The sequence below is a fragment of the Bacillus sp. AK128 genome (assembly GCF_053903075.1).
In genome coordinates this window covers 2,975,877-2,995,646 of sequence record NZ_CP096379.1, presented here as the reverse complement: position 1 = coordinate 2,995,646, position 19,770 = coordinate 2,975,877, and the positions used below count along the sequence as shown (strand labels likewise).

The window sequence follows — 19,770 nt, the reverse complement described above, 5'->3', positions numbered from 1 at the left end:
ATGCAATTCAATCTAGCTCCAGCGCCCAGCCCCTCGAGGTTAAATAACCTGAAGAGAATAAAATGGAAAGAGCGCCATTTTTTTCTCTTCAGAACATTTACTTGTCGGGGCTAAACGGGGCGCTTGCGCCTTTTGTTCTTCACCAGTCTTCTTTTAATTTTTTTTCCCGGTATAGTCTGAAGTTTCCGGTTGCTAGGCGTTCTTTTGTTTTTTCTTCTATTCGTTCGTTACAGGGATTACACATATATGTATGAATGGGACGGTTTCGTAATCGTTTTGCCATTAACGTTTCGTCATCAATTGATTCTATTTTGTCACATAGGACACACTTTACTCTCATTTCTCCACCTCAACTGTTGAAATCTTCTTGTAAACAGTATAGCATAAAGTTAGAAAAGCATTTAAAAGAAAAAACATTTCCGTCATTGAATGGGGGGTTGTAAATGGCGAATCGAGTTGATTCGAATTTATCTACAGATATGTTTGATTACCTTCAGCAAGAAAGATTGTTGACCATTTCAACAATAGATTATGAGACAGGTGGGCCTAATGTCCATGCTATTTCTTGGGCCTTTGCTCCGGACCGTGAGTCCATTCGTTTTGTGATTGATAACCGGTCAAAGATTGTCAAAAATATTCGATCTAATCCATTGACAGTTCTAACCTTGTTTATTTCAGATACGACCTTCTCTATTAGTGGTGAAGCGTACTTAAGAGAAGAGGACCTTCAAGATGTACCGTTAAAATTAGCATTGTTTGAATTAAAGGTAAATGAAGTCCGCGATGTTATGTTTTATGGGTCGAAAATCACCATGGGTCCTAGTTATGAAAAAACCTATGATTTAGATGCTGCTTCTAAGCTAGATCGACAAGTAATGGAATCCATCAAAAAAGCTTAGTAACAAAGTTACTAAGCTTTAATCATGTTGTGGAACATTTGGGTTATCACGATCTTGAATGTGATTTTTTGATTGATCCTGCTGTTCTTTGTCTAGCTCTTGTTCTTGCTGTTCAGGAAGTTGATTTTGATTGGATTCAGTTGGAGCTGTATTTTTATGCTCAAATATATCTGCAGGAAGTTCTGGCATTAATCTTCCTATTATAGCTGAAAGCTCGTCCATAATCCCGCTAATAGGTCGCCCCTGTTGTATTTCATTACCCATTTCTCTTAATCGGACATTTGTATCAGGATCAGCAATGACAATGGCATTAGCGCCATGAGGATCATGTTTAAGACTTTCTGCTACAGAGTATTTAATTGTACCGACTCTAGAACGGTCGATCTTTGAATTGACATCAATTCCTACGATTGCTACATTGCCTAACACAAGCGCTGTTGCGTCATTCACATTAGGTACACTTGATGCAAGTTTCACTAAATTTTCAGCAATTTCCCCTCCGCTCCGGTCCTCGTCTTGAACATTCACCTGATTTTTTACCTGTATTGCGGATTGCTGGTCTTTACTTTGATTACCTGCTTCGTTGTTGTTATTAGCACAACCTGTGATGGTCATAAAAAGCAGGATGCCAGTGATATATATGATGTTCTTCAAGTGTTTTCACTCCTTTATCCTCAGTTTGACTTTCTTGCAGTTACTATTATTGTTTAATAATCCTTCTATCTTTATTCATCCACTCATATATTAAACCAATGGTGTACCAGCACTCATATTGCTATTACACAGTTTTCACTCCTTTTTACAACCACGATAGTTAGTTTTTCTATCGTCTTACTGCAGATTATAACGGGATTGGATAGATCGAAAGAACTATTACAATCGAACGTTATATACAAAGAAAAAGCGGAGTCAGGAGGCGGAAATTTGAGTAAAATCTATGTACTCGATACGAATGTGTTATTGCAAGATCCAATGTCTATCTTCTCATTTGAAGATAACGAAGTAGTGATCCCAGCAGTGGTCCTAGAAGAGGTTGATTCAAAAAAAAGAAATATGGATGAAATAGGTAGGAATGCAAGACAGGTTTCAAAAATGATTGATAAGTTAAGGGAAAATGGCCGGTTGCATGAGAAGGTCCAATTAGAAAATGGTGGTTCATTTCGCATTGAACTAAATCACCGCTCTTTTCACCAACTTCAAGAAATATTTATTGAAAAAACAAATGACAATCGAATATTAGCAGTAGCGAAAAACCTTTCTCTTGAAGAAGAGACAAAAGAATATGGACGGCCCGTTATTTTAGTAAGTAAGGATGTCTTGGTTCGCGTAAAAGCGGATGCACTTGGAATGCAATCTGAAGATTTCTTAAGTGATAGAGTGGTCGAGTTTGATCATATCTATACAGGATATTTAGAAGTTTATGTGAATTCAGACTTACTTAATCGCTTTTATGAAAAAGGGGAAATTCATACATCAGATTTAGCGAATCATCCGTTTTACCCATATCAGTTTGTGATTATGAAGGACGCACTTGTTAATTCTGGATCTGCGGTAGGCATGGTGGATCCATCTTGTAAAAAGGTAAAGAAATTAGTGTTTAATAATGATCCCATATGGGGAATTAAGCCAAGAAATGTTCAGCAAATAATGGGGTTAGAATTATTGCTTCGAGAAGATATTCCACTTGTTACGTTAATGGGAAAAGCTGGGACAGGCAAAACGCTGCTCGCTTTGGCAGCAGGGCTTCTTCAAACAGAGGATCTTGGCATGTACAAGAAGTTGCTTGTGGCAAGACCTATTGTTCCAGTAGGGAAGGATATTGGGTTTTTACCAGGTGAAAAGGAAGAGAAATTAAGGCCTTGGATGCAACCTATATTTGATAATCTCGAATATCTCTTTAATACAAAGAAGCCAGGGGAGCTAGATGCCATTTTAGCAGGAATGGGATCCATTGAGGTTGAAGCGTTGACCTATATTCGTGGACGAAGTATACCCGAGCAATTTATCATCATTGATGAAGCTCAAAACCTAACAAAGCATGAAGTGAAAACAATTTTAACGAGAGTGGGAGAGAGAAGTAAAATCGTGTTAATGGGGGACCCAGCCCAAATTGATCATCCTTATTTGGATGAATATAATAACGGTTTGACTTATGTAGTGGAGAGCTTTAAGGATCAAAAGATTAGTGGACATGTTCGATTTGTTAAAGGCGAACGGTCAGGTCTAGCACAGCTAGCTGCGGATTTATTATAACTTTAATATGAAGAGAGGTTTCCACACTATGTGTGGAAACCTCGATTAGTTATTATTCAACAATTATTTCAGTTATGTTTTTAATTGGATTGTCCTTATTATGCCCATCACCAAAATAGAAATGAGCAGGACCATCTTCAATAAGTGGCTTTCCATTATTAGAGAAACCAAATAATCCATTGTATGCTTCTTGGTAAGGTAATGTATATTCTTCTGATTTCGTTTTTATAGTCACCTTAGAGGTATCAGAATCAACAACTGCATTATCAAAAAAATATTTAACTGGAATGGCAAATGTACCAGTTATAAGTTTCTCTTTTTCGTACTTTTTAGTAGTCGTCTTATTTGAAGGAGGAAGAGTTGCACCTTCTTTAATTTCTCGATCCCAGTGTTCAGAGACAGCCTTTGTATATGTTTCTAGCTCATCTACTACAATTTTTTCTTGATCGAAATAAGTGGTCAGATCAACCTTTCGCTCATCAAAAATCCATACTCCTGGATCAATGGTTAGCGGGAATTTTACTTTTCCTTTTAATAGTATGATTGATTCCATAATGTCACCCTTTTTTAAAGAATTAAATCTGCTGGTTTCACTTAAACACCAACGTTAGTACTTTTAGCTAAGTTTAAGTATAACTATATATAGAGGTTTTGGCTAACGAGAGGGTACCTTATTTATCCCATTTCTATCTAAGAAAGAATAAAACGATTTCATGTTAATAGAGAAAATGTTAAAAATGACTAGTTAAAGCAGGTGTTTTTAGCTATTTTTTCTTGCATTTTTTTTAATATCACGATAAGATTTAAGAACAAGTTTGCAATCGCTCGTAGAACGGAGGGATTCTATTGACGCCAGAGATTGCGATTGACCATCGCGAAAAAGCATATGAACTGTTAAAAGCTGATGCAGAAAAGATTTTAAAGCTTATAAAAGTGCAAATGGATAATCTGACAATGCCACAGTGTCCTCTATATGAAGAAGTATTAGATACACAAATGTTTGGGTTATCTAGAGAAATTGATTTTGCGGTGAGATTAGGACTCGTAGAAGAATCTATGGGCAAGGATCTAATTGACACCTTAGAAAAAGAACTTTCTCTGTTGCATGATGCATTTACAAATAAATAAAAAATAAGGATGATAAACTCTAACTGTTATCTTAATAGTAGGGTTTTTTCTTTTTATAAGGAATTTTGTCCAAAACGCCCCAGTTTTATAGTAAAATAAAAGTAAACTATCTATTTTAAGGAAGATTCCTATGCTGAAGAAAATGTTTCAGTTGTATGACTACTCAATTGTATTAGCTGTTTTTTTGTTATGTGCCTTTGGTCTCATTATGGTATACAGCTCTAGTAGCATCATTGCTGTTTCGCGGTATGAATACCAGTTTGATCATTTTTTTGTGAGACAAAGATTTTCATTAATAGTTGCATCTATTGCTTTTTTTATGACAATGATATTACCATATCGTATCTATTTTAAGCTATTTAAGATCATTGCCTTTGGTAGCATTGGACTTCTCATTTTGGTTTTTGCTGTTGGTGAAACTGCACAAAATGCGCAGAGTTGGATCTCGCTAGGGCCAGTTCAAATACAACCTGGTGAATTTGTAAAGCTGGGTGTAATCATCTATTTAGCGGCTATTTTTTCTAAAAAGCAAAATTATATAGATGATTTTGGAACAGCTGTTTTACCGCCATTAATTTTTACTGTGATTATATTTGGATTAGTATTTTTTCAACCAGACTTAGGAACAGCTGGATTAATTGCAATGATTGCAGTGGTTATGACACTTTGCTCTGGAATGAATCTGAAAAATGTAATGAAATTATTGGGTCTAGGTGGCTTGATTTTAGGTATATTAATTCCTTTTGCGGTGAAGTTCGAAGTTCTTTCTGATGAACAATTATCTCGCTTTGGAGCGGCTTATAACCCATTTGCCGATCCTTTAGGAGATGGGCTTCAGTTAATTAATTCATATATCGCTATTGGTTCAGGTGGTATCACTGGCTTAGGTTTAGGAAATAGCATACAAAAATCAGGATATCTTCCAGAAGCACATACAGACTTTATCATGGCCGTGATTTCAGAAGAGCTAGGGATATTCGGAGTAGGCTTTGTTATACTTCTATTAAGTTTTATCGTTATAAAAGGGTTTATGTTAGCTAGAAGATGTGATGATTCCTTTGGTAGTTTATTAGCAATAGGTGTATCAAGTATGATTAGTATACAAGCTTTTGTAAATTTAGGTGCACTTACAGGTTTGCTTCCTATTACAGGTGTTCCGCTGCCTTTCGTTAGTTATGGAGGTTCATCCCTACTCGCTTTAATGATTTCGATGGGGATTTTAGTGAATATATCTATGTTCGTAAATTATCGAAAACAAAAAAGCCTACCACAGGATGAAGCAGCATAAAAAAAATTAACACAGGCTCTGTTCTTTGCAGAGCCTTTTTTAAAAAAAAGTATAATTTCTTAATGTTGTTCTTAAATGATTGTTCGTAGTAATCCAGCTCCAGCACCCAGCCCCTCGAGGTCAAATAACCCTTGGACAAATAAAAGGAAAAACCGCCTTTTCTTTGTCCAAGGAACATTTGCTTGTCGGGGCTAAACGGGGCGCTTGCGCTTTTTGTTCTAAAATTGGTAGATTGTAAATGGGAGGGAATACATAATGACAACTAAAATTGAAAAAGTATTAGTAGCAAATCGTGGAGAAATTGCGATTAGAATCTTTCGGGCTTGTACCGAACTTGATATCCGAACTGTTGCCATCTATTCAAAGGAGGATGCTGGATCTTATCATCGTTATAAAGCAGATGAGGCATATCTAGTAGGGGAAGGTAAAAAACCAATCGATGCCTATTTAGATATAGAGGGAATTATCGAAATTGCTAAAGCAAACGGTGTTCAAGCCATTCATCCAGGCTATGGTTTCCTATCGGAAAATATTCATTTTGCTAGAAGGTGTGAAGAGGAAGGTATTATTTTTATAGGTCCTAAATCGCTTCACCTTGATATGTTTGGTGATAAAGTAAAAGCTAGAAAACAAGCAGTATTAGCAAATATACCTGTTATTCCTGGTAGTGATGGACCAGTAGAAGAACTTTCTGAAATTGTTGACTTTGGTCAAACACATGGCTACCCGATTATGATAAAAGCTGCACTTGGTGGCGGTGGAAGAGGTATGAGAATTGTTCGAAACGAGTCAGGAGTTAAAGAAGCCTTTGATCGTGCGACATCTGAAGCCAAAGCTGCCTTTGGTAGCAGTGAGGTATATGTAGAAAAGTTCGTAGAGAATCCTAAACATATTGAAGTGCAAATTCTTGGGGACACACAAGGGAATATCGTACATCTATTTGAAAGAGATTGTTCTGTTCAAAGAAGACATCAGAAGGTTGTAGAATTAGCTCCAAGTGTTTCTTTAACTGATGAACTTAGATTAAAGATTTGTGAAGCAGCTGTTGAGTTAATGAAAAATGTAGATTACATAAATGCAGGAACTGTAGAGTTTTTGGTGAAGGATGAGGAGTTTTATTTTATAGAGGTTAATCCTCGCGTCCAAGTTGAACATACGATTACTGAGATGATTACTGGTATTGATATTGTTCAAACACAAATCTTGATTGCTGAAGGGCATTTACTTCACAGCAAAAAAGTAGGTATACCTGCTCAAAGTGAAATAAAGACTCATGGATATGCGATTCAATCTCGTGTAACAACAGAGGATCCGTTAAATAATTTTATGCCTGATACCGGGAAAATAATGGCGTACCGAACTGGTGGTGGGTTTGGAGTCCGTCTAGATGCTGGTAATGGATTCCAAGGAGCAGTTATTACACCTCACTATGACTCACTTTTAGTGAAGCTTTCAACATGGGCTTTAACATTTGAGCAAGCAACAGCTAAGATGACTAGAAATTTAAAAGAATTTAGAATTAGAGGAATTAAGACAAATATTTCGTTCCTTGAAAATGTTATGAAGCATCAAAAGTTTATTACAGGTCAGTATGACACATCATTTATTGATACAACTCCAGAACTATTTGTGTTTCCAAACCGAAAAGACCGGGGGACTAAAATGCTCTCGTATATAGGAACGGTAACGATAAATGGGTTTCCTGGGATTGAAAAGAAGAAAAAACCTGTATTTGAAAAACCAAGAGTACCGAAAGTGAAACTTACAGAGCCGATGCCATCCGGAACAAAGCAAATTTTGGATGAAAGAGGAGCGGACGGCTTAGTAAAGTGGATTAATGAACAAGAGAATGTTTTGTTAACGGATACAACATTCCGTGATGCGCATCAATCTCTGCTTGCAACTAGAATCAGAACAAAGGATCTTATTACGATTGCAGAACCAACCGCAAGGCTTTTGCCAGACTTATTTTCCTTAGAGATGTGGGGGGGAGCCACTTTTGATGTTTCCTACCGCTTCTTAAAAGAAGACCCATGGGATCGATTAATTTCATTACGAGAAAAAGTGCCTAATATACTGTTCCAAATGCTATTGCGTTCTTCAAACGCAGTTGGGTACAAAAACTACCCTGACAACTTAATTAAAGAATTTGTAGAGAAATCAGCGCAGGCTGGAATAGATGTATTCCGTATATTTGATAGCTTAAACTGGGTAAAAGGAATGACATTAGCTATTGATTCCGTTCGCGAATCAGGGAAGTTAGCTGAAGCGGCGATTTGTTATACGGGTGATATTGGGGATTCAACTAAAGTGAAGTATGATCTAGATTACTATGTATCAATGGCTAAGGAATTAGAGTCAGCTGGTGCACACATTTTAGGAATAAAGGATATGGCAGGCCTTCTTAAGCCGCAATCAGCCTACTCATTAGTGGCAGCCTTAAAGGATGCGGTATCGATTCCTATTCATCTCCATACCCATGACACCAGTGGTAATGGAATTATGACGTACTCTAAAGCGATAGAAGCTGGGGTTGACATTGTGGATATTGCTGTAAGCTCAATGGCAGGGTTAACCTCACAACCAAGTGGAAACTCACTGTATTATGCTCTAGAAGGAACGAAGCGTAATATCAATATAAACAACAAAGCCCTCGAGCAGCTATCAAATTACTGGGAAGATATTAGAAAATATTATTCTGATTTTGAGAGTGGAATGAAAGCACCTCATCCTGAAGTCTATATGCATGAAATGCCAGGAGGACAATACAGTAATTTACAGCAACAGGCAAAGGCAGTTGGCTTAGGTGAAAGATGGGATGAAGTAAAGGTTATGTATCGTCGTGTTAATGAATTATTTGGAGACATTGTAAAGGTAACTCCTTCCTCAAAAGTAGTTGGAGATATGGCTTTATATATGGTTCAAAATAATCTTAATGAAGATGATATTTATGAGAAGGGTGAGACATTAGACTTCCCTGATTCCGTTGTAGAACTATTTGAGGGCTATCTAGGACAGCCACACGGAGGTTTTCCAAAGGAGCTTCAACGAATTATCCTTAAAGGAAAAGAACCGATTACAGTCCGTCCAGGTGAGCTCTTAGAGCCTGTGCATTTCCATGAGTTAAAGGAATCTATTTTCCATACCTTGAAAAGGCAAACAACCAGTCATGAAATGATATCTTATGCACTTTATCCAAAGGTGTTTATGGATTATCAAAAGGTCGTAGAAGAATACGGAGATGTATCCGTTCTTGATACCCCAACCTTTTTCTATGGAATGAGATTAGGTGAGGAAGTTGAGGTTGTTATTGAACATGGTAAGACGCTGATCGTAAAATTAGTATCAATCGGTGAACCACAGGCAGACGGAACACGCGTTGTTTATTTTGAACTCAATGGACAGCCTCGTGAGATTGTCATCAAAGATGAAAATGTCAAATCTACTGTTGCCACGAACATAAAAGCTGATCGCAGTAATCCAAATCATATCGCAGCTACGATGCCAGGAACGGTTGTTAAGGTTGTCGTTACAAAAGGCGAAAAGGTAGAAAAAGGTGATCATTTATTGATCTCTGAAGCAATGAAAATGGAAACGACGGTTCAAGCAACATTTTCTGGTACAGTGAAAGAAATATATGTGCAAGATGGGGCAGCTGTCCAAACTGGTGACCTTTTAATAGAATTAAGCAAATAAAAACAGCGAGGCATAGCCTCGCTGTTTTTATTTGTTCGTACTAATCGGAGCACTTGTGCCTTTGGTTAGTACAGAAGTATCTCGGTTATGTTTCTGGTTGTATTGACTTCTTGTCAACAGAAGAACAAGGTAACTTAATACTCCAAATAGACAAGAAATGAAGAAGGCATGCAATAACGCTATGAATAAAAGTTCTAGCCTTGTAAAGACAATGAATGCACCACTAACTACTTGTAAAGAAACAAGAATTGATGCAATAATAAAACACCACTTTATTTGAGTTTGATGGCTATAGTGCTTGATGACGAGATACGTAGCATAAATAATCCAGATAAAGAGCAAACCAGCTAAGGTACGATGTCCCATTTGAATCCACTCATGTAGTTGAGTAGGAAACCCAATTTGATTGAAATTACAAATCGGCCAGTCAGGACAAGCAAGGCTAGCATTTTTATGACGCACTAACGCACCGGTATACACAACCGCATAACAATAAAGTATGATTCCAATGATATGAAATTTAATTCTTTTATCAATTGTAGGACTTGTTTTACTTGCGTCCTGGTCAGCCTCAAACACCAATAGAGTTAATAAAAGAACGGAAGCAAAAGATATGAGAGAAATACCGAAATGTAAAGCTAGTACCGTTGATGATTGTCCCCAAACAACAGCAGCAGCACCAATTAGTGCTTGTAGCACTAAGAAAGTAAAAGAGAGAACCGATAAGAACTTTGTTTCTCTTATATGTCCAATTTTACGCCAGGTCCAGATTGATAGAATTAATACTAAAAAGCCCACGGAACCTGAAACCAATCGATGGCTTAATTCTACGACTAATTCAAACGTAATATTAGTAGGAATTAATTCTCCGTGACATAATGGCCAGCTATCTCCACAGCCAGCTCCAGATTCGGTTTTTGTTACAAGTGCTCCCCCTAATAAAACAAGTAACATACCGATCGTCGTTATAATTGCGAACCATTTAAGTCCTCGATTCAAAAGCCCCACCTTCAATCTAATAAATATGAATGAATCTTACGTACTAATAAACACACAATAATAATCATATAAAAAAGGTGTCGAAATATCAAAGGAAAATAAGTGACAATAATGTGATATTTGTTCAAACTATTTGTCAACAATATAGTTATGAACATAAAAATGGAATTTAATAGATTAATTATTAGGAAAAAGGTTGAATATTGTCATTGATTTTGCTAGAAATATAATGGGGATAAAAATTATATCAATATCGCTTAAACCTTTATAAGTATACTATAATCTATAAAATTTAAAACAACCAAATCTTTCATAGTGATGAAAGTGCGTTTTTCTTTTATACTTGTAACTAACGGCTATTCAAAGCCAGTCACAAAAAAGACAAAAAACTTACACATCTCCTACACAATTGCCTTCGTATTTATGGTTTAATATACAGTAGGCACTTTTTTACCTGAAGTGGGTAGGAATGTTTGTGCTTCTATATAAAAGGAGGATTTATAATGGCAAATTCGAGGACAATAGATGAAGCATCTTCGCATGTTATTGAGCATGAAAGTCCTCAGAGTGATGCTTTTGAGACATCCATCTGGAAAGACTTTCAAGCATTAATTAAAGTAGGAATTATCAACTCTAACTTAATTACTGCCTTTACTGGGTTATGGCTAGCGTTTCATTTTACTGGAACAAGCTTCTTTCAGAATTGGGACATTACTCTGTTTACATTGCTTGGAACTTCTTTAGTCATTGCTGGTTCCTGTAGCTTAAATAATTATATTGATCGTGATATTGATCACTTAATGGAACGCACAAAATCAAGACCAACTGTAACAGGTAGATTCTCACCTAAACAAGTATTGTTGATGGGTTTATTAATGACTGCAGCGGGTACAGCTTTATTAGCATGTGCATCCTTAATGGCAGCAGTTATTGGTTTGGTTGGTGCATTTACGTATGTTGTTTTGTATACAATGTGGTCTAAACGTAACTATACAATTAATACGGTAATCGGCAGTATATCCGGTGCTGTTCCTCCATTAATAGGTTGGGCAGCTGTAGATCCGAACCTCCATATGGTGGCTTGGGTTTTATTTTTGATTATGTTTATATGGCAGCCACCACATTTCCTGGCATTAGCTATGAGACGATGTGAGGAATATAGAGCTGCTGGGATTCCGATGTTACCAGTTGTACATGGATTCGAAATGACTAAAAGACAAATCGTACTTTGGATAGCATGTTTATTTCCACTACCTTTTTACCTTTATTCATTAGGAACAGTCTTTCTAATCCTTGCTACTCTATTAAACATTGGCTGGCTTTTCCTTGGTTTCAAAGGTTATAAGGCTAAGGACGATATTAAATGGTCTACAACTATGTTTGTATATTCAATTAACTACTTGACCATTCTGTTTGTAGCAATGATTGTTGCAACATTCTTTTAATCATGTAAAATTAATAGATGGATATAGTGTTAATACTCTCACCTTATAATAAGGTGCCACATTATGTGGACTCCTGTTTCAGCGAAGTAGGCAAGAAAGATTGTTCCTTCTTTGTTGAAACAGGAGTAGAGTATGACACGATGCTATTCCTAGTGAAACACTGCTTAAACCCTACAATTTATTAAAGTTGTACATAAGGATTTAAGCGCTTAACTATTGGGATTCCTTTTTTATTTTATAGAAAATCCAGGGATGGGTTGTTCCCGTACCAACTAAGAATTTGATTATTATAAGGAAAGTGGGGTTAACTACGTTATGAAGCAAAGGCACTTAAAGTGGCGCTTATTTTCATTAGTAACGATGATGGCGCTTTTTTTAGCGGGTTGTGGTGAGCCGTTTCTAACGACGCTAGAGCCTAAAGGTGAAGGAGCCGAAATGCAATTCTCACTTATGATGATTAGTACGATCATTATGGTGGTTGTTGTATTAATTGTATCAATTATTTTTATTTATGTTCTCTTCCGTTTCCGCGCTAAGAAAGGGGACGAAAACAAGATCCCTGAGCAAGTAGAAGGAAACCATAAGCTTGAAATTATGTGGACTGTTATTCCGATTTTATTACTAATCATTTTAGCAGTACCGACAGTAGCTTATACATTTAAGCTAGCAGATGTTTCGCCAATGAAGGCTGAAACTCGTGATGAGGATGCTTTAATTGTAAACGTTACAGCTTATTTATACTGGTGGGAGTTTGAATATCCAGACCATAAAGTTATTACATCTCAAGACCTTGTGATTCCTACAGGGGAGAGAGTGTACTTTAACCTTAAAGGAGCAGATGTTAAACACTCATTCTGGGTGCCAACAATTGGTGGTAAGATGGACACAAACACTGATAACACGAATCAAATGTGGTTACATGCATACGAAGAAGGAATCTACTATGGAAAGTGTGCAGAGCTATGTGGACCATCACACGCACTTATGGACTTTAAAGTAAGAGCTGTCTCTCCAGATGAGTTTGATCAATGGATTGATAAAATGGCTAATAATGAACCAACAGTTGAAACTGATTTAGCTCAAGCAGGTGAAGAACTGTTCCAAAGTAGCTGTATTGGTTGTCATGCCGTTGGAAATGAAGGAAGTCGTTTAGCACCAAACTTATCAAACTTTGCTGACCGTACTCGTATTGCTGGAGTAATGGACCACAGCAAAGAGAACCTAAAGAAATGGTTAGCAGATCCAGAAACATACAAGCCAGGAAATTTAATGACGGGTACGTATGGTGAATTATCTAATGAAGAAATTGATGCATTAACTGAATATTTATTTGGTCTTTCCGTAGAGGAGTAATATAGCATCTTGAAAAGGAGGTAAAATCGTGAGTACGTTAAGAAAAGATACAGTCGGCGCTACAATATGGGACTACCTAACAACGGTTGACCATAAGAAAATCGCCATTCTTTACTTCATCGCTGGAGGATTCTTCTTCTTAGTCGGTGGATTAGAAGCACTATTTATTCGAATTCAGCTAGCAATTCCTGATAATGATTTTGTTAGTGCAGGACTTTATAATGAAATATTAACCATGCACGGTACAACGATGATTTTCTTTGCCGCCATGCCTTTAATATTTGGGTTCATGAACGCAGTTGTCCCTTTGCAAATTGGAGCACGTGACGTTGCATTCCCATTCTTAAACTCTCTAGGTTTTTGGTTATTCTTCTTCGGAGGAGTTTTCATGAACATGAGTTGGTTCCTAGGTGGGGCACCAGATGCAGGTTGGACATCCTATGCATCATTAGCAATGGAAAGTGAAGGACATGGTGTAGATTTCTATGTACTAGGTTTACAGATTTCAGGGGCAGGTACTTTAATAGGTGGGATTAACTTCCTAGTAACGATTATTAACATGCGTGCACCAGGTATGACTTACATGCGTATGCCATTATTTACATGGTCTTCATTTGTAACATCAGCTTTAATTTTATTTGCATTCCCAGCTTTAACGGTTGGATTGTTCTTAATGATGTTTGATCGCTTATTCGGATCAAACTTCTTCAACGAAGCTCTTGGTGGAAATACAATTATTTGGGAGCACTTATTCTGGATTTTTGGTCACCCAGAGGTTTATATCTTAATTTTACCAGCGTTTGGTATTTTCTCTGAAGTATTTGCGACTTTCTCTAAGAAGCGCCTATTCGGTTACTCTGCAATGGTATTTGCAACTGTATTAATTGGATTCTTGGGCTTCATGGTATGGGCGCATCATATGTTTACAACAGGATTAGGTCCAATTGCAAACGCAATTTTTGCTGTTGCTACAATGGCAATTGCTGTACCAACTGGTGTTAAGATCTTTAACTGGTTATTAACCATGTGGGGCGGACAAATTCGCTTTACAGTTGCAATGCTGTATGCCGTAGCGTTTATTCCTACATTCTTAATGGGTGGAGTAACTGGGGTAATGCTTGCAGCAGCAGCTGCTGACTATCAATATCATGATAGCTACTTTGTTGTTGCTCACTTCCATTATGTAATTGTTGGTGGGGTAGTATTTGGTCTATTCTCTGGTCTTCATTATTGGTGGCCAAAAATGTTTGGCACAATGCTTAATGAAACCTTGGGGAAAATCACATTCTGGACATTCTTAATTGGATTCCATTTAACTTTCTTCATTCAGCATTTCTTAGGATTAATGGGTATGCCTCGTCGTGTATTCACATACCTTCCAAATCAAGGATTAGATCTTGGTAACTTAATTAGTTCTATTGGTGCTATTGGAATGGCAATTGGTACAATCGTATTACTAATTAACGTTGTTGTTACAGTTGTTAAAGGTAAGAAAGTTGGAAATGATCCATGGGGAACTGGAAGAACATTAGAATGGGCAATTTCATCACCAGCACCTGAATATAACTTTAAGCAAACACCACTTGTTCGTGGTTTAGACGCACTTTGGGTTGAGAAGATGGAAGGTCGCAATGAAATGACTCCTGCTGAACCACTTGGAGATATTCATATGCCGAATCCTTCAATCCTTCCATTTGTTATGTCGGTTGGATTAACAGTTGCTGCATTTGGTTTTATGTATGCAAATATTCAAGGTGACGAAACAAATGTACCAGCACTCATTGTTGGAATCGTTGGAATGCTAATTACATTAGGTTCTATGTTCTTACGTTCTGTCATTGATGATCATGGATTCCATATCCACAAAGAAGATTTAGAAAACGAAGACAAGGGGGTCAAGGCATAATGGGAGCTCATATTGAAGAAAAGTTAACAGCTGAAACATTCCCTGCTGAGCCCGAAAAAGCGACCCTTGAAGGGAAAAATAAATTCTTAGCTTTTTGGTTCTTCCTTGGTGGAGAAACGGTCTTATTCGCTTCTCTATTTGCAACATATCTAGCATTAAAGGATTCGACTGCAGGAGGTCCAAGTACACAGGAACTCTTTGAGATGCCTATTGTATTCTTGGCAACTATGCTACTTTTAACTAGCTCGTTAACAAGTGTTTATGCAATGTACCATATGAAAAACTTTAATTTCAAGAAAATGCAACTTTGGCTTTTCATTACAGTTTTATTAGGCTTTGCCTTCTTACTACTTGAAATTTATGAGTTTTATCATTATGTTCATGCCTATGAATTTACATTTACAAGTAGTGCTTTAGGGTCTGCCTTCTATACTCTGGTAGGATTTCATGGAGCTCACGTAGCATTTGGATTACTTTGGATCGTAACATTAATGGTTCGAAATGCAAGACGCGGTTTAGATTTATATAATGCACCTAAATTCTATATTGCTAGCCTATACTGGCACTTTATTGACGTTGTTTGGGTGTTTATCTTTACTGTAGTTTACTTAATGGGGATGGTGGCATAAACATATGGCTACAAAACAAACTGGTAACCCTAATGTAGATTTAGCCTATCGCCGTAAGAAAAACAAGCAAGACATGAAGCATCAGGTTATTACTTTTGCATTAATGATTGCTCTAACCTTAGTAGCGTTTTTAGCAGTCGGCTATGAAGAGTTTTCACCATGGTTCTCGGTTCCATTTATTATTTTACTTGCAGTTGTTCAAGTAATTTTCCAGCTATACTATTTCATGCATATGAGTCATAAGGGACATGAGGGACCTGCTTTATTCCTATATTCAGGCCTTCTTGTTGGACTTATTACGATTCTTGCTTTTGTTACAATCATTTGGTGGTAAAACTAGAAAGGGATGAGCGCATGCTCATCCCTTTGCTATATATTACCTTGAATAATTCACATAACGTTCATTGCTACTAAAAAATGAACTATTGTATAATGAGTATGGTTCAATATGATTTGTGTTTGGACATGTGGAGGTGACATTTATGGATATTAGTATGTTTGGTTTTAGAGCACTTTGGAGTCCTGTCTTCTTAACAGTAATTGTCATTTTGATTGGTCTCTATTTCTATATCATTCGAAAAGAAGAATATAGAGTTTCAAGAAAGCAACAATTTTTCTTTTTTTCTGGTATGTTCCTGCTATATATGATGAAGGGCGGACCTTTTGATTTACTAGGGCATCTTATGTTTAGTGCTCATATGACAGGAATGGCAATCGTTTATTTGGCAGTACCACCGTTAATACTACTAGGTTTGCCTGAAGCTTTGTTAAGGAAGTTTATAAATCTAAAGGGTATTAGACCTGCTTATGCATTCTTTACCAAGCCTCTAATTGCGTTAATATTATTTAATGGACTGTTTTCACTGTATCATATCCCTCTAGTCTTTGATGTTGTTAAAACAGATATGATTCTTCACAGCATTACTTCTACGGTTCTATTCATAGGGGCGTTTCTAATGTGGTGGCCTGTTGTAAATCCACTACCAGAAGAGGCATCGTTAACACCTATTAAAAAAATAGGATATATCTTTGCAGACGGGGTGTTACTAACTCCGGCTTGTGCTCTTATTATATTTGCAACAGAACCCTTGTATAGTACCTATACAGATCCAACTCTATGGTTAACAGCACTTGAGTTATGTGTTCCAGCTGATATGCTTGCATCACTTTCTATAAGTACACCAGAATTATTTAATTGGTTTCCTCTAGTCGAAGATCAACAGCTTGGAGGAGTGATTATGAAGGTAGTTCAAGAGATTGTCTATGGATCTATTTTAGGATATATCTTTTTCCAATGGGCCAGACAAGAACGTGAGAAGGATGATTTGGAAATTGGGACAAAGCCTCAAATTAACTAGTTAAATTTGAGGATATAGATTGTGTAGAAGAAAGGATGCTCGTATGAATTTACCATTATTACCTACTATAAGTACAACCTTTATAGTTTTAAGTGCAATTTCAGTAGCAATTGGCTGGGTTCTTGTTTCACAAAGAAAGATTCAAGCTCATCAAAAAGTAATGACATTGGCTGCAATATTTGCAATAATCTTCTTCATTATATATGCATCAAGAACAATATTCATTGGGAATACAGCGTTTGGTGGACCAGATGATATAAAAATTTACTATACAATATTCCTTATTTTCCATATAACCCTTGCAACAACTGGGGCAGTGATGGGTCTACTTACACTGTATTATGGGTATAAGAATAAACTTGAAAAGCATAGAAAAATAGGTCCAATTACAAGTATTATATGGTTTTTTACAGCTATTACAGGGGTCGCAGTTTATTTATTGCTTTACGTTTTTTACCATGGTGGAGAAACAACCTCAGTAATTAAGGCAATTCTTGGGTATTAATCAGAATCCTTATAATTAGGCATATGCAAAGTTGGTCATAGAATAAGATATTCTATGACCTTTTTTATTTTAGGTTGGTTTTCGCATACTTTGTTGCTATTTTAACAAGAAATTGAATTATAATGGGGCCGTAGATTTCCGCTGCAGGCACTCGCTTTCCGCGGGGAGGGATGTGAGCCTCCTCGGCTTTGCCTGTGGGGTCTCACACTTCCCTCTATCTCCCGCAGGAGTCGAGGCCTTCCGCTCCAATCAACTCAATGTTTTAACATAGCTATCCAAATAGCAACAATCAATACGAAAACAACCTTAATTTAATACTAAAAGACAATGTCGTTTAAAATTCAAGAAATCTTATTTATGAATACGAACTTCTTCAGAAAGAAAATGTGAGGAGGAGAGTGTTTTTGGAAATTGTAACTGAACGTTTATTAATCGTTCCATGTTCATTGGACCTAACAAAATCACTTGCTTTATATCGAAAAGAACTAGAAAAAAGATCTCCCATTAAGATACCTACTGATTGGCCTTCATCTCAATTAATAGGGATGCTTCCTTTTTATATTGAACAATTAGAATCTGATCAGGAGGAGTTTGGCTGGGGTATTTGGATGATTATTCTATATGAAGAAAAAAGAATTATAGGCGATGTGATGATGAAGGGCAAGCCACAAAATGGAATTGTAGAATTTAGCTATCACGTTATAAGAGAAATCGGGGATGACGGACTGGCCTTTGAAGCTGTTGAAGCAATGTTGGATTGGTTAATGCAATTTCATGAAGTGAAATCATTTTTAACTGAATGTAAAGCACATGATGAAAAGGCGATTAAAGTACTTGAGCGGATTGGGATGAAATGTACGAGTAAGGATGGGGATTTTCTTTATTGGGAATTACATCACGCCGTTAATGATTAGATGATACATGAACCTTATTAGTAAGTTAGTATTCCTCAAATGAAAATAAGCCTAAAAAAAGACCAAGGATTGGCAATCCTTAGTCATCTGATGTATGTGTATATTTATAGTTTAAAGTTAATTTTAATTATGCCAGCTTCTCTTGCAGAATTGAACGCTATGAGAAGTAGTGGTCCTAAGATAAAGCCAATGATTCCGAATATTTCCAATCCTAAATACATGGCGATTAAGGTAGATAAAGGTGATAATCCAATGTGATTACCCATTACTTTTGGTTCAACTGTACGTCTTATGATTAACAGAATGGCTGCTAAGATCGCTATCTTTGTTCCTAATACCGTTTGTGCGCTTAATAGAAGAAATAATGCCCATGGACCAAGTATGATGATGGACCCGAATAATAGGTATGAAATCAATAATCCAAATGATAATGGACATAATAATCGCTACTTTTGGGTCAACGATCAGTAACAATCCAATTAAACAAGTAAAGAAAATCAAAATACTTACTAGAAATTGTGCTTTTAAGAAACCAAACACTACATATGATAGTCTTGAAGCCATAAACTGCATTTTTTCAGCCGTACGATCAGTCATATGTGAAAAGGCACCCTTTTTTAGCCTTGGAAGATCCATCATAAACAGAAATAAGGCAATTAAATATACTAGTAAGCTGACTAAATAGTTTGGAATTTCTGTAACGATTTGCCTTATATTATCAATATTAACTGAATCCGTAATACTGTTCTTTACTCCTTCTAGAAAGTCACTAATTTGTTGTGTGATTTCAATAACAACCTCTTGAGGCATATCTTCCGTTACATTCTGTAGTCGATTTTCTAAGTCATACCATACTCTATTTATATCATTCACATAGAATGGGACATTTTGGGCAAATTGAATTCCTTCACCAACTACCTTAGTGATTAGGAAATAGCTAGAAATTCCTATAAACAAAATAAATAGTAAAAAAACAATAATTACAGCTGAATTTCTAGAAAGTTTTGACCTTTTAAAAATTGATTTTACAAGTGGTTCTAAAAATAGGGCAGTTACAAATGCAGCAATTAACGGAACAGAAATCGGCAATACAAAGAATATAAGTAATAATGAAATAATGATAATGATGGATATAATGGCAAAACGCTTTGTGAATATAGAAGACAATTTGGTGCCCCTTTCTATTACTAATGATATTAAAAATGTATGATACTTAAATTATAGTATGATTATTTTAATATTGACAGAGATAAGTTTAAAACTTGTTATTCTTTCCTTAAAAATATTGATTTTTTAACTATGTTTATCAGTGAAAAATAAGGTTGATCTTTGTTGCGACTATCTCCACAGTCGAAAAATATTATAAAGGGAAGAAATTAGTGCCCAATTTTCCTTTC

Annotated in this window: 19 protein-coding genes; 13 read left to right on the top strand and 6 right to left on the bottom strand. The window is 36.4% G+C overall.

Annotated features, from left to right (window positions below; all coding sequences use genetic code 11):
- Positions 1–139: 139 nt before the first annotated feature.
- A complete protein-coding gene (locus M1D60_RS14975; RefSeq protein WP_456275636.1) occupies positions 140–340 on the bottom strand; it encodes a YlaI family protein in 201 nt (66 codons plus the stop codon).
- 103 nt (positions 341–443) lie between these two features.
- Between M1D60_RS14975 and M1D60_RS14970 the strand changes: the two genes are divergently transcribed.
- Entirely contained in the window at positions 444–899 is a 456-nt protein-coding gene (locus tag M1D60_RS14970; RefSeq protein ID WP_456275635.1) for a pyridoxamine 5'-phosphate oxidase family protein, read from the top strand.
- Positions 900–917: 18 nt separating this feature from the next.
- On the opposite strand, the gene M1D60_RS14965 is transcribed toward M1D60_RS14970, so the two are convergent.
- Positions 918–1,553, bottom strand: a complete 636-nt coding sequence (locus tag M1D60_RS14965) for a YhcN/YlaJ family sporulation lipoprotein (RefSeq protein ID WP_456275634.1) — start codon at positions 1,551–1,553, stop codon at positions 918–920.
- A gap of 270 nt (positions 1,554–1,823) precedes the next feature.
- Between M1D60_RS14965 and M1D60_RS14960 the strand changes: the two genes are divergently transcribed.
- Positions 1,824–3,152: a PhoH family protein gene (locus M1D60_RS14960; protein ID WP_456275633.1), complete on the top strand. Its 1,329-nt coding sequence runs from the start codon at positions 1,824–1,826 to the stop codon at positions 3,150–3,152.
- Between the two features lie 52 nt (positions 3,153–3,204).
- Here the strand turns inward: M1D60_RS14960 and M1D60_RS14955 are convergent, their stop codons facing one another.
- On the bottom strand, positions 3,205–3,705 hold the full coding sequence (locus M1D60_RS14955) for a peptidyl-prolyl cis-trans isomerase (RefSeq protein ID WP_456275632.1): 501 nt from the start codon (positions 3,703–3,705) through the stop codon (positions 3,205–3,207).
- A 293-nt stretch (positions 3,706–3,998) separates the two neighbouring features.
- Between M1D60_RS14955 and M1D60_RS14950 the strand changes: the two genes are divergently transcribed.
- The 3 genes from M1D60_RS14950 to pyc all read left to right on the top strand — a co-directional run bounded on the left by M1D60_RS14950 (position 3,999) and on the right by pyc (position 9,264).
- Positions 3,999–4,280, top strand: coding sequence for a YlaN family protein (locus M1D60_RS14950; protein WP_456275631.1), 282 nt, complete (start codon positions 3,999–4,001; stop codon positions 4,278–4,280).
- Positions 4,281–4,410: 130 nt separating this feature from the next.
- Positions 4,411–5,568: a putative lipid II flippase FtsW gene (gene ftsW / locus M1D60_RS14945; protein WP_456275630.1), complete on the top strand. Its 1,158-nt coding sequence runs from the start codon at positions 4,411–4,413 to the stop codon at positions 5,566–5,568.
- A gap of 255 nt (positions 5,569–5,823) precedes the next feature.
- On the top strand, positions 5,824–9,264 hold the full coding sequence (gene pyc / locus M1D60_RS14940) for a pyruvate carboxylase (protein WP_456275629.1): 3,441 nt from the start codon (positions 5,824–5,826) through the stop codon (positions 9,262–9,264).
- Between the two features lie 27 nt (positions 9,265–9,291).
- On the opposite strand, the gene M1D60_RS14935 is transcribed toward pyc, so the two are convergent.
- Positions 9,292–10,263: a COX15/CtaA family protein gene (locus tag M1D60_RS14935; protein ID WP_456275628.1), complete on the bottom strand. Its 972-nt coding sequence runs from the start codon at positions 10,261–10,263 to the stop codon at positions 9,292–9,294.
- Positions 10,264–10,766: 503 nt separating this feature from the next.
- On the opposite strand from M1D60_RS14935, the gene cyoE reads away from it, so the two are divergent.
- The 8 genes from cyoE to M1D60_RS14895 all read left to right on the top strand — a co-directional run bounded on the left by cyoE (position 10,767) and on the right by M1D60_RS14895 (position 18,373).
- Positions 10,767–11,708: a heme o synthase gene (cyoE, locus tag M1D60_RS14930; protein ID WP_456275627.1), complete on the top strand. Its 942-nt coding sequence runs from the start codon at positions 10,767–10,769 to the stop codon at positions 11,706–11,708.
- Between the two features lie 315 nt (positions 11,709–12,023).
- Positions 12,024–13,061: a cytochrome c oxidase subunit II gene (coxB, locus tag M1D60_RS14925; RefSeq protein ID WP_456275626.1), complete on the top strand. Its 1,038-nt coding sequence runs from the start codon at positions 12,024–12,026 to the stop codon at positions 13,059–13,061.
- Positions 13,062–13,089: 28 nt separating this feature from the next.
- Positions 13,090–14,967, top strand: a complete 1,878-nt coding sequence (ctaD, locus tag M1D60_RS14920; RefSeq protein WP_456275625.1) for a cytochrome c oxidase subunit I — start codon at positions 13,090–13,092, stop codon at positions 14,965–14,967.
- Positions 14,967–15,596 (top strand): cytochrome (ubi)quinol oxidase subunit III, encoded by a 630-nt coding sequence (locus M1D60_RS14915; RefSeq protein ID WP_456275624.1) that lies wholly within the window; start codon positions 14,967–14,969, stop codon positions 15,594–15,596. Before ctaD ends, M1D60_RS14915 begins: the two co-directional genes overlap by 1 nt.
- A gap of 4 nt (positions 15,597–15,600) precedes the next feature.
- Complete coding sequence (ctaF, locus tag M1D60_RS14910; protein ID WP_456275623.1) at positions 15,601–15,930, top strand: cytochrome c oxidase subunit IVB; 330 nt, start codon at positions 15,601–15,603, stop codon at positions 15,928–15,930.
- Positions 15,931–16,078: 148 nt separating this feature from the next.
- Positions 16,079–16,954, top strand: a complete 876-nt coding sequence (gene ctaG, locus M1D60_RS14905) for a cytochrome c oxidase assembly factor CtaG (protein ID WP_456275622.1) — start codon at positions 16,079–16,081, stop codon at positions 16,952–16,954.
- A 43-nt stretch (positions 16,955–16,997) separates the two neighbouring features.
- The gene (locus M1D60_RS14900; RefSeq protein WP_456279462.1) at positions 16,998–17,459 is read left to right on the top strand and encodes a DUF420 domain-containing protein; all 462 of its coding nucleotides are present in this window, start codon (positions 16,998–17,000) and stop codon (positions 17,457–17,459) included.
- A 404-nt stretch (positions 17,460–17,863) separates the two neighbouring features.
- The gene (locus M1D60_RS14895) at positions 17,864–18,373 is read left to right on the top strand and encodes a GNAT family N-acetyltransferase (protein ID WP_456275621.1); all 510 of its coding nucleotides are present in this window, start codon (positions 17,864–17,866) and stop codon (positions 18,371–18,373) included.
- A gap of 104 nt (positions 18,374–18,477) precedes the next feature.
- Here M1D60_RS14895 and M1D60_RS14890 read toward each other — a convergent pair whose 3' ends face one another.
- Together M1D60_RS14890 and ytvI are read right to left on the bottom strand one after the other, a co-directional pair.
- Positions 18,478–18,756 carry an AI-2E family transporter gene (locus tag M1D60_RS14890; RefSeq protein WP_456279461.1) on the bottom strand — a complete coding sequence of 93 codons (279 nt, stop codon included), beginning with the start codon at positions 18,754–18,756 and terminating at the stop codon, positions 18,478–18,480.
- Positions 18,650–19,540, bottom strand: a complete 891-nt coding sequence (gene ytvI / locus M1D60_RS14885; RefSeq protein ID WP_456275620.1) for a sporulation integral membrane protein YtvI — start codon at positions 19,538–19,540, stop codon at positions 18,650–18,652. Before ytvI ends, M1D60_RS14890 begins: the two co-directional genes overlap by 107 nt.
- Between the last annotated feature and the right edge of the window lie 230 nt (positions 19,541–19,770).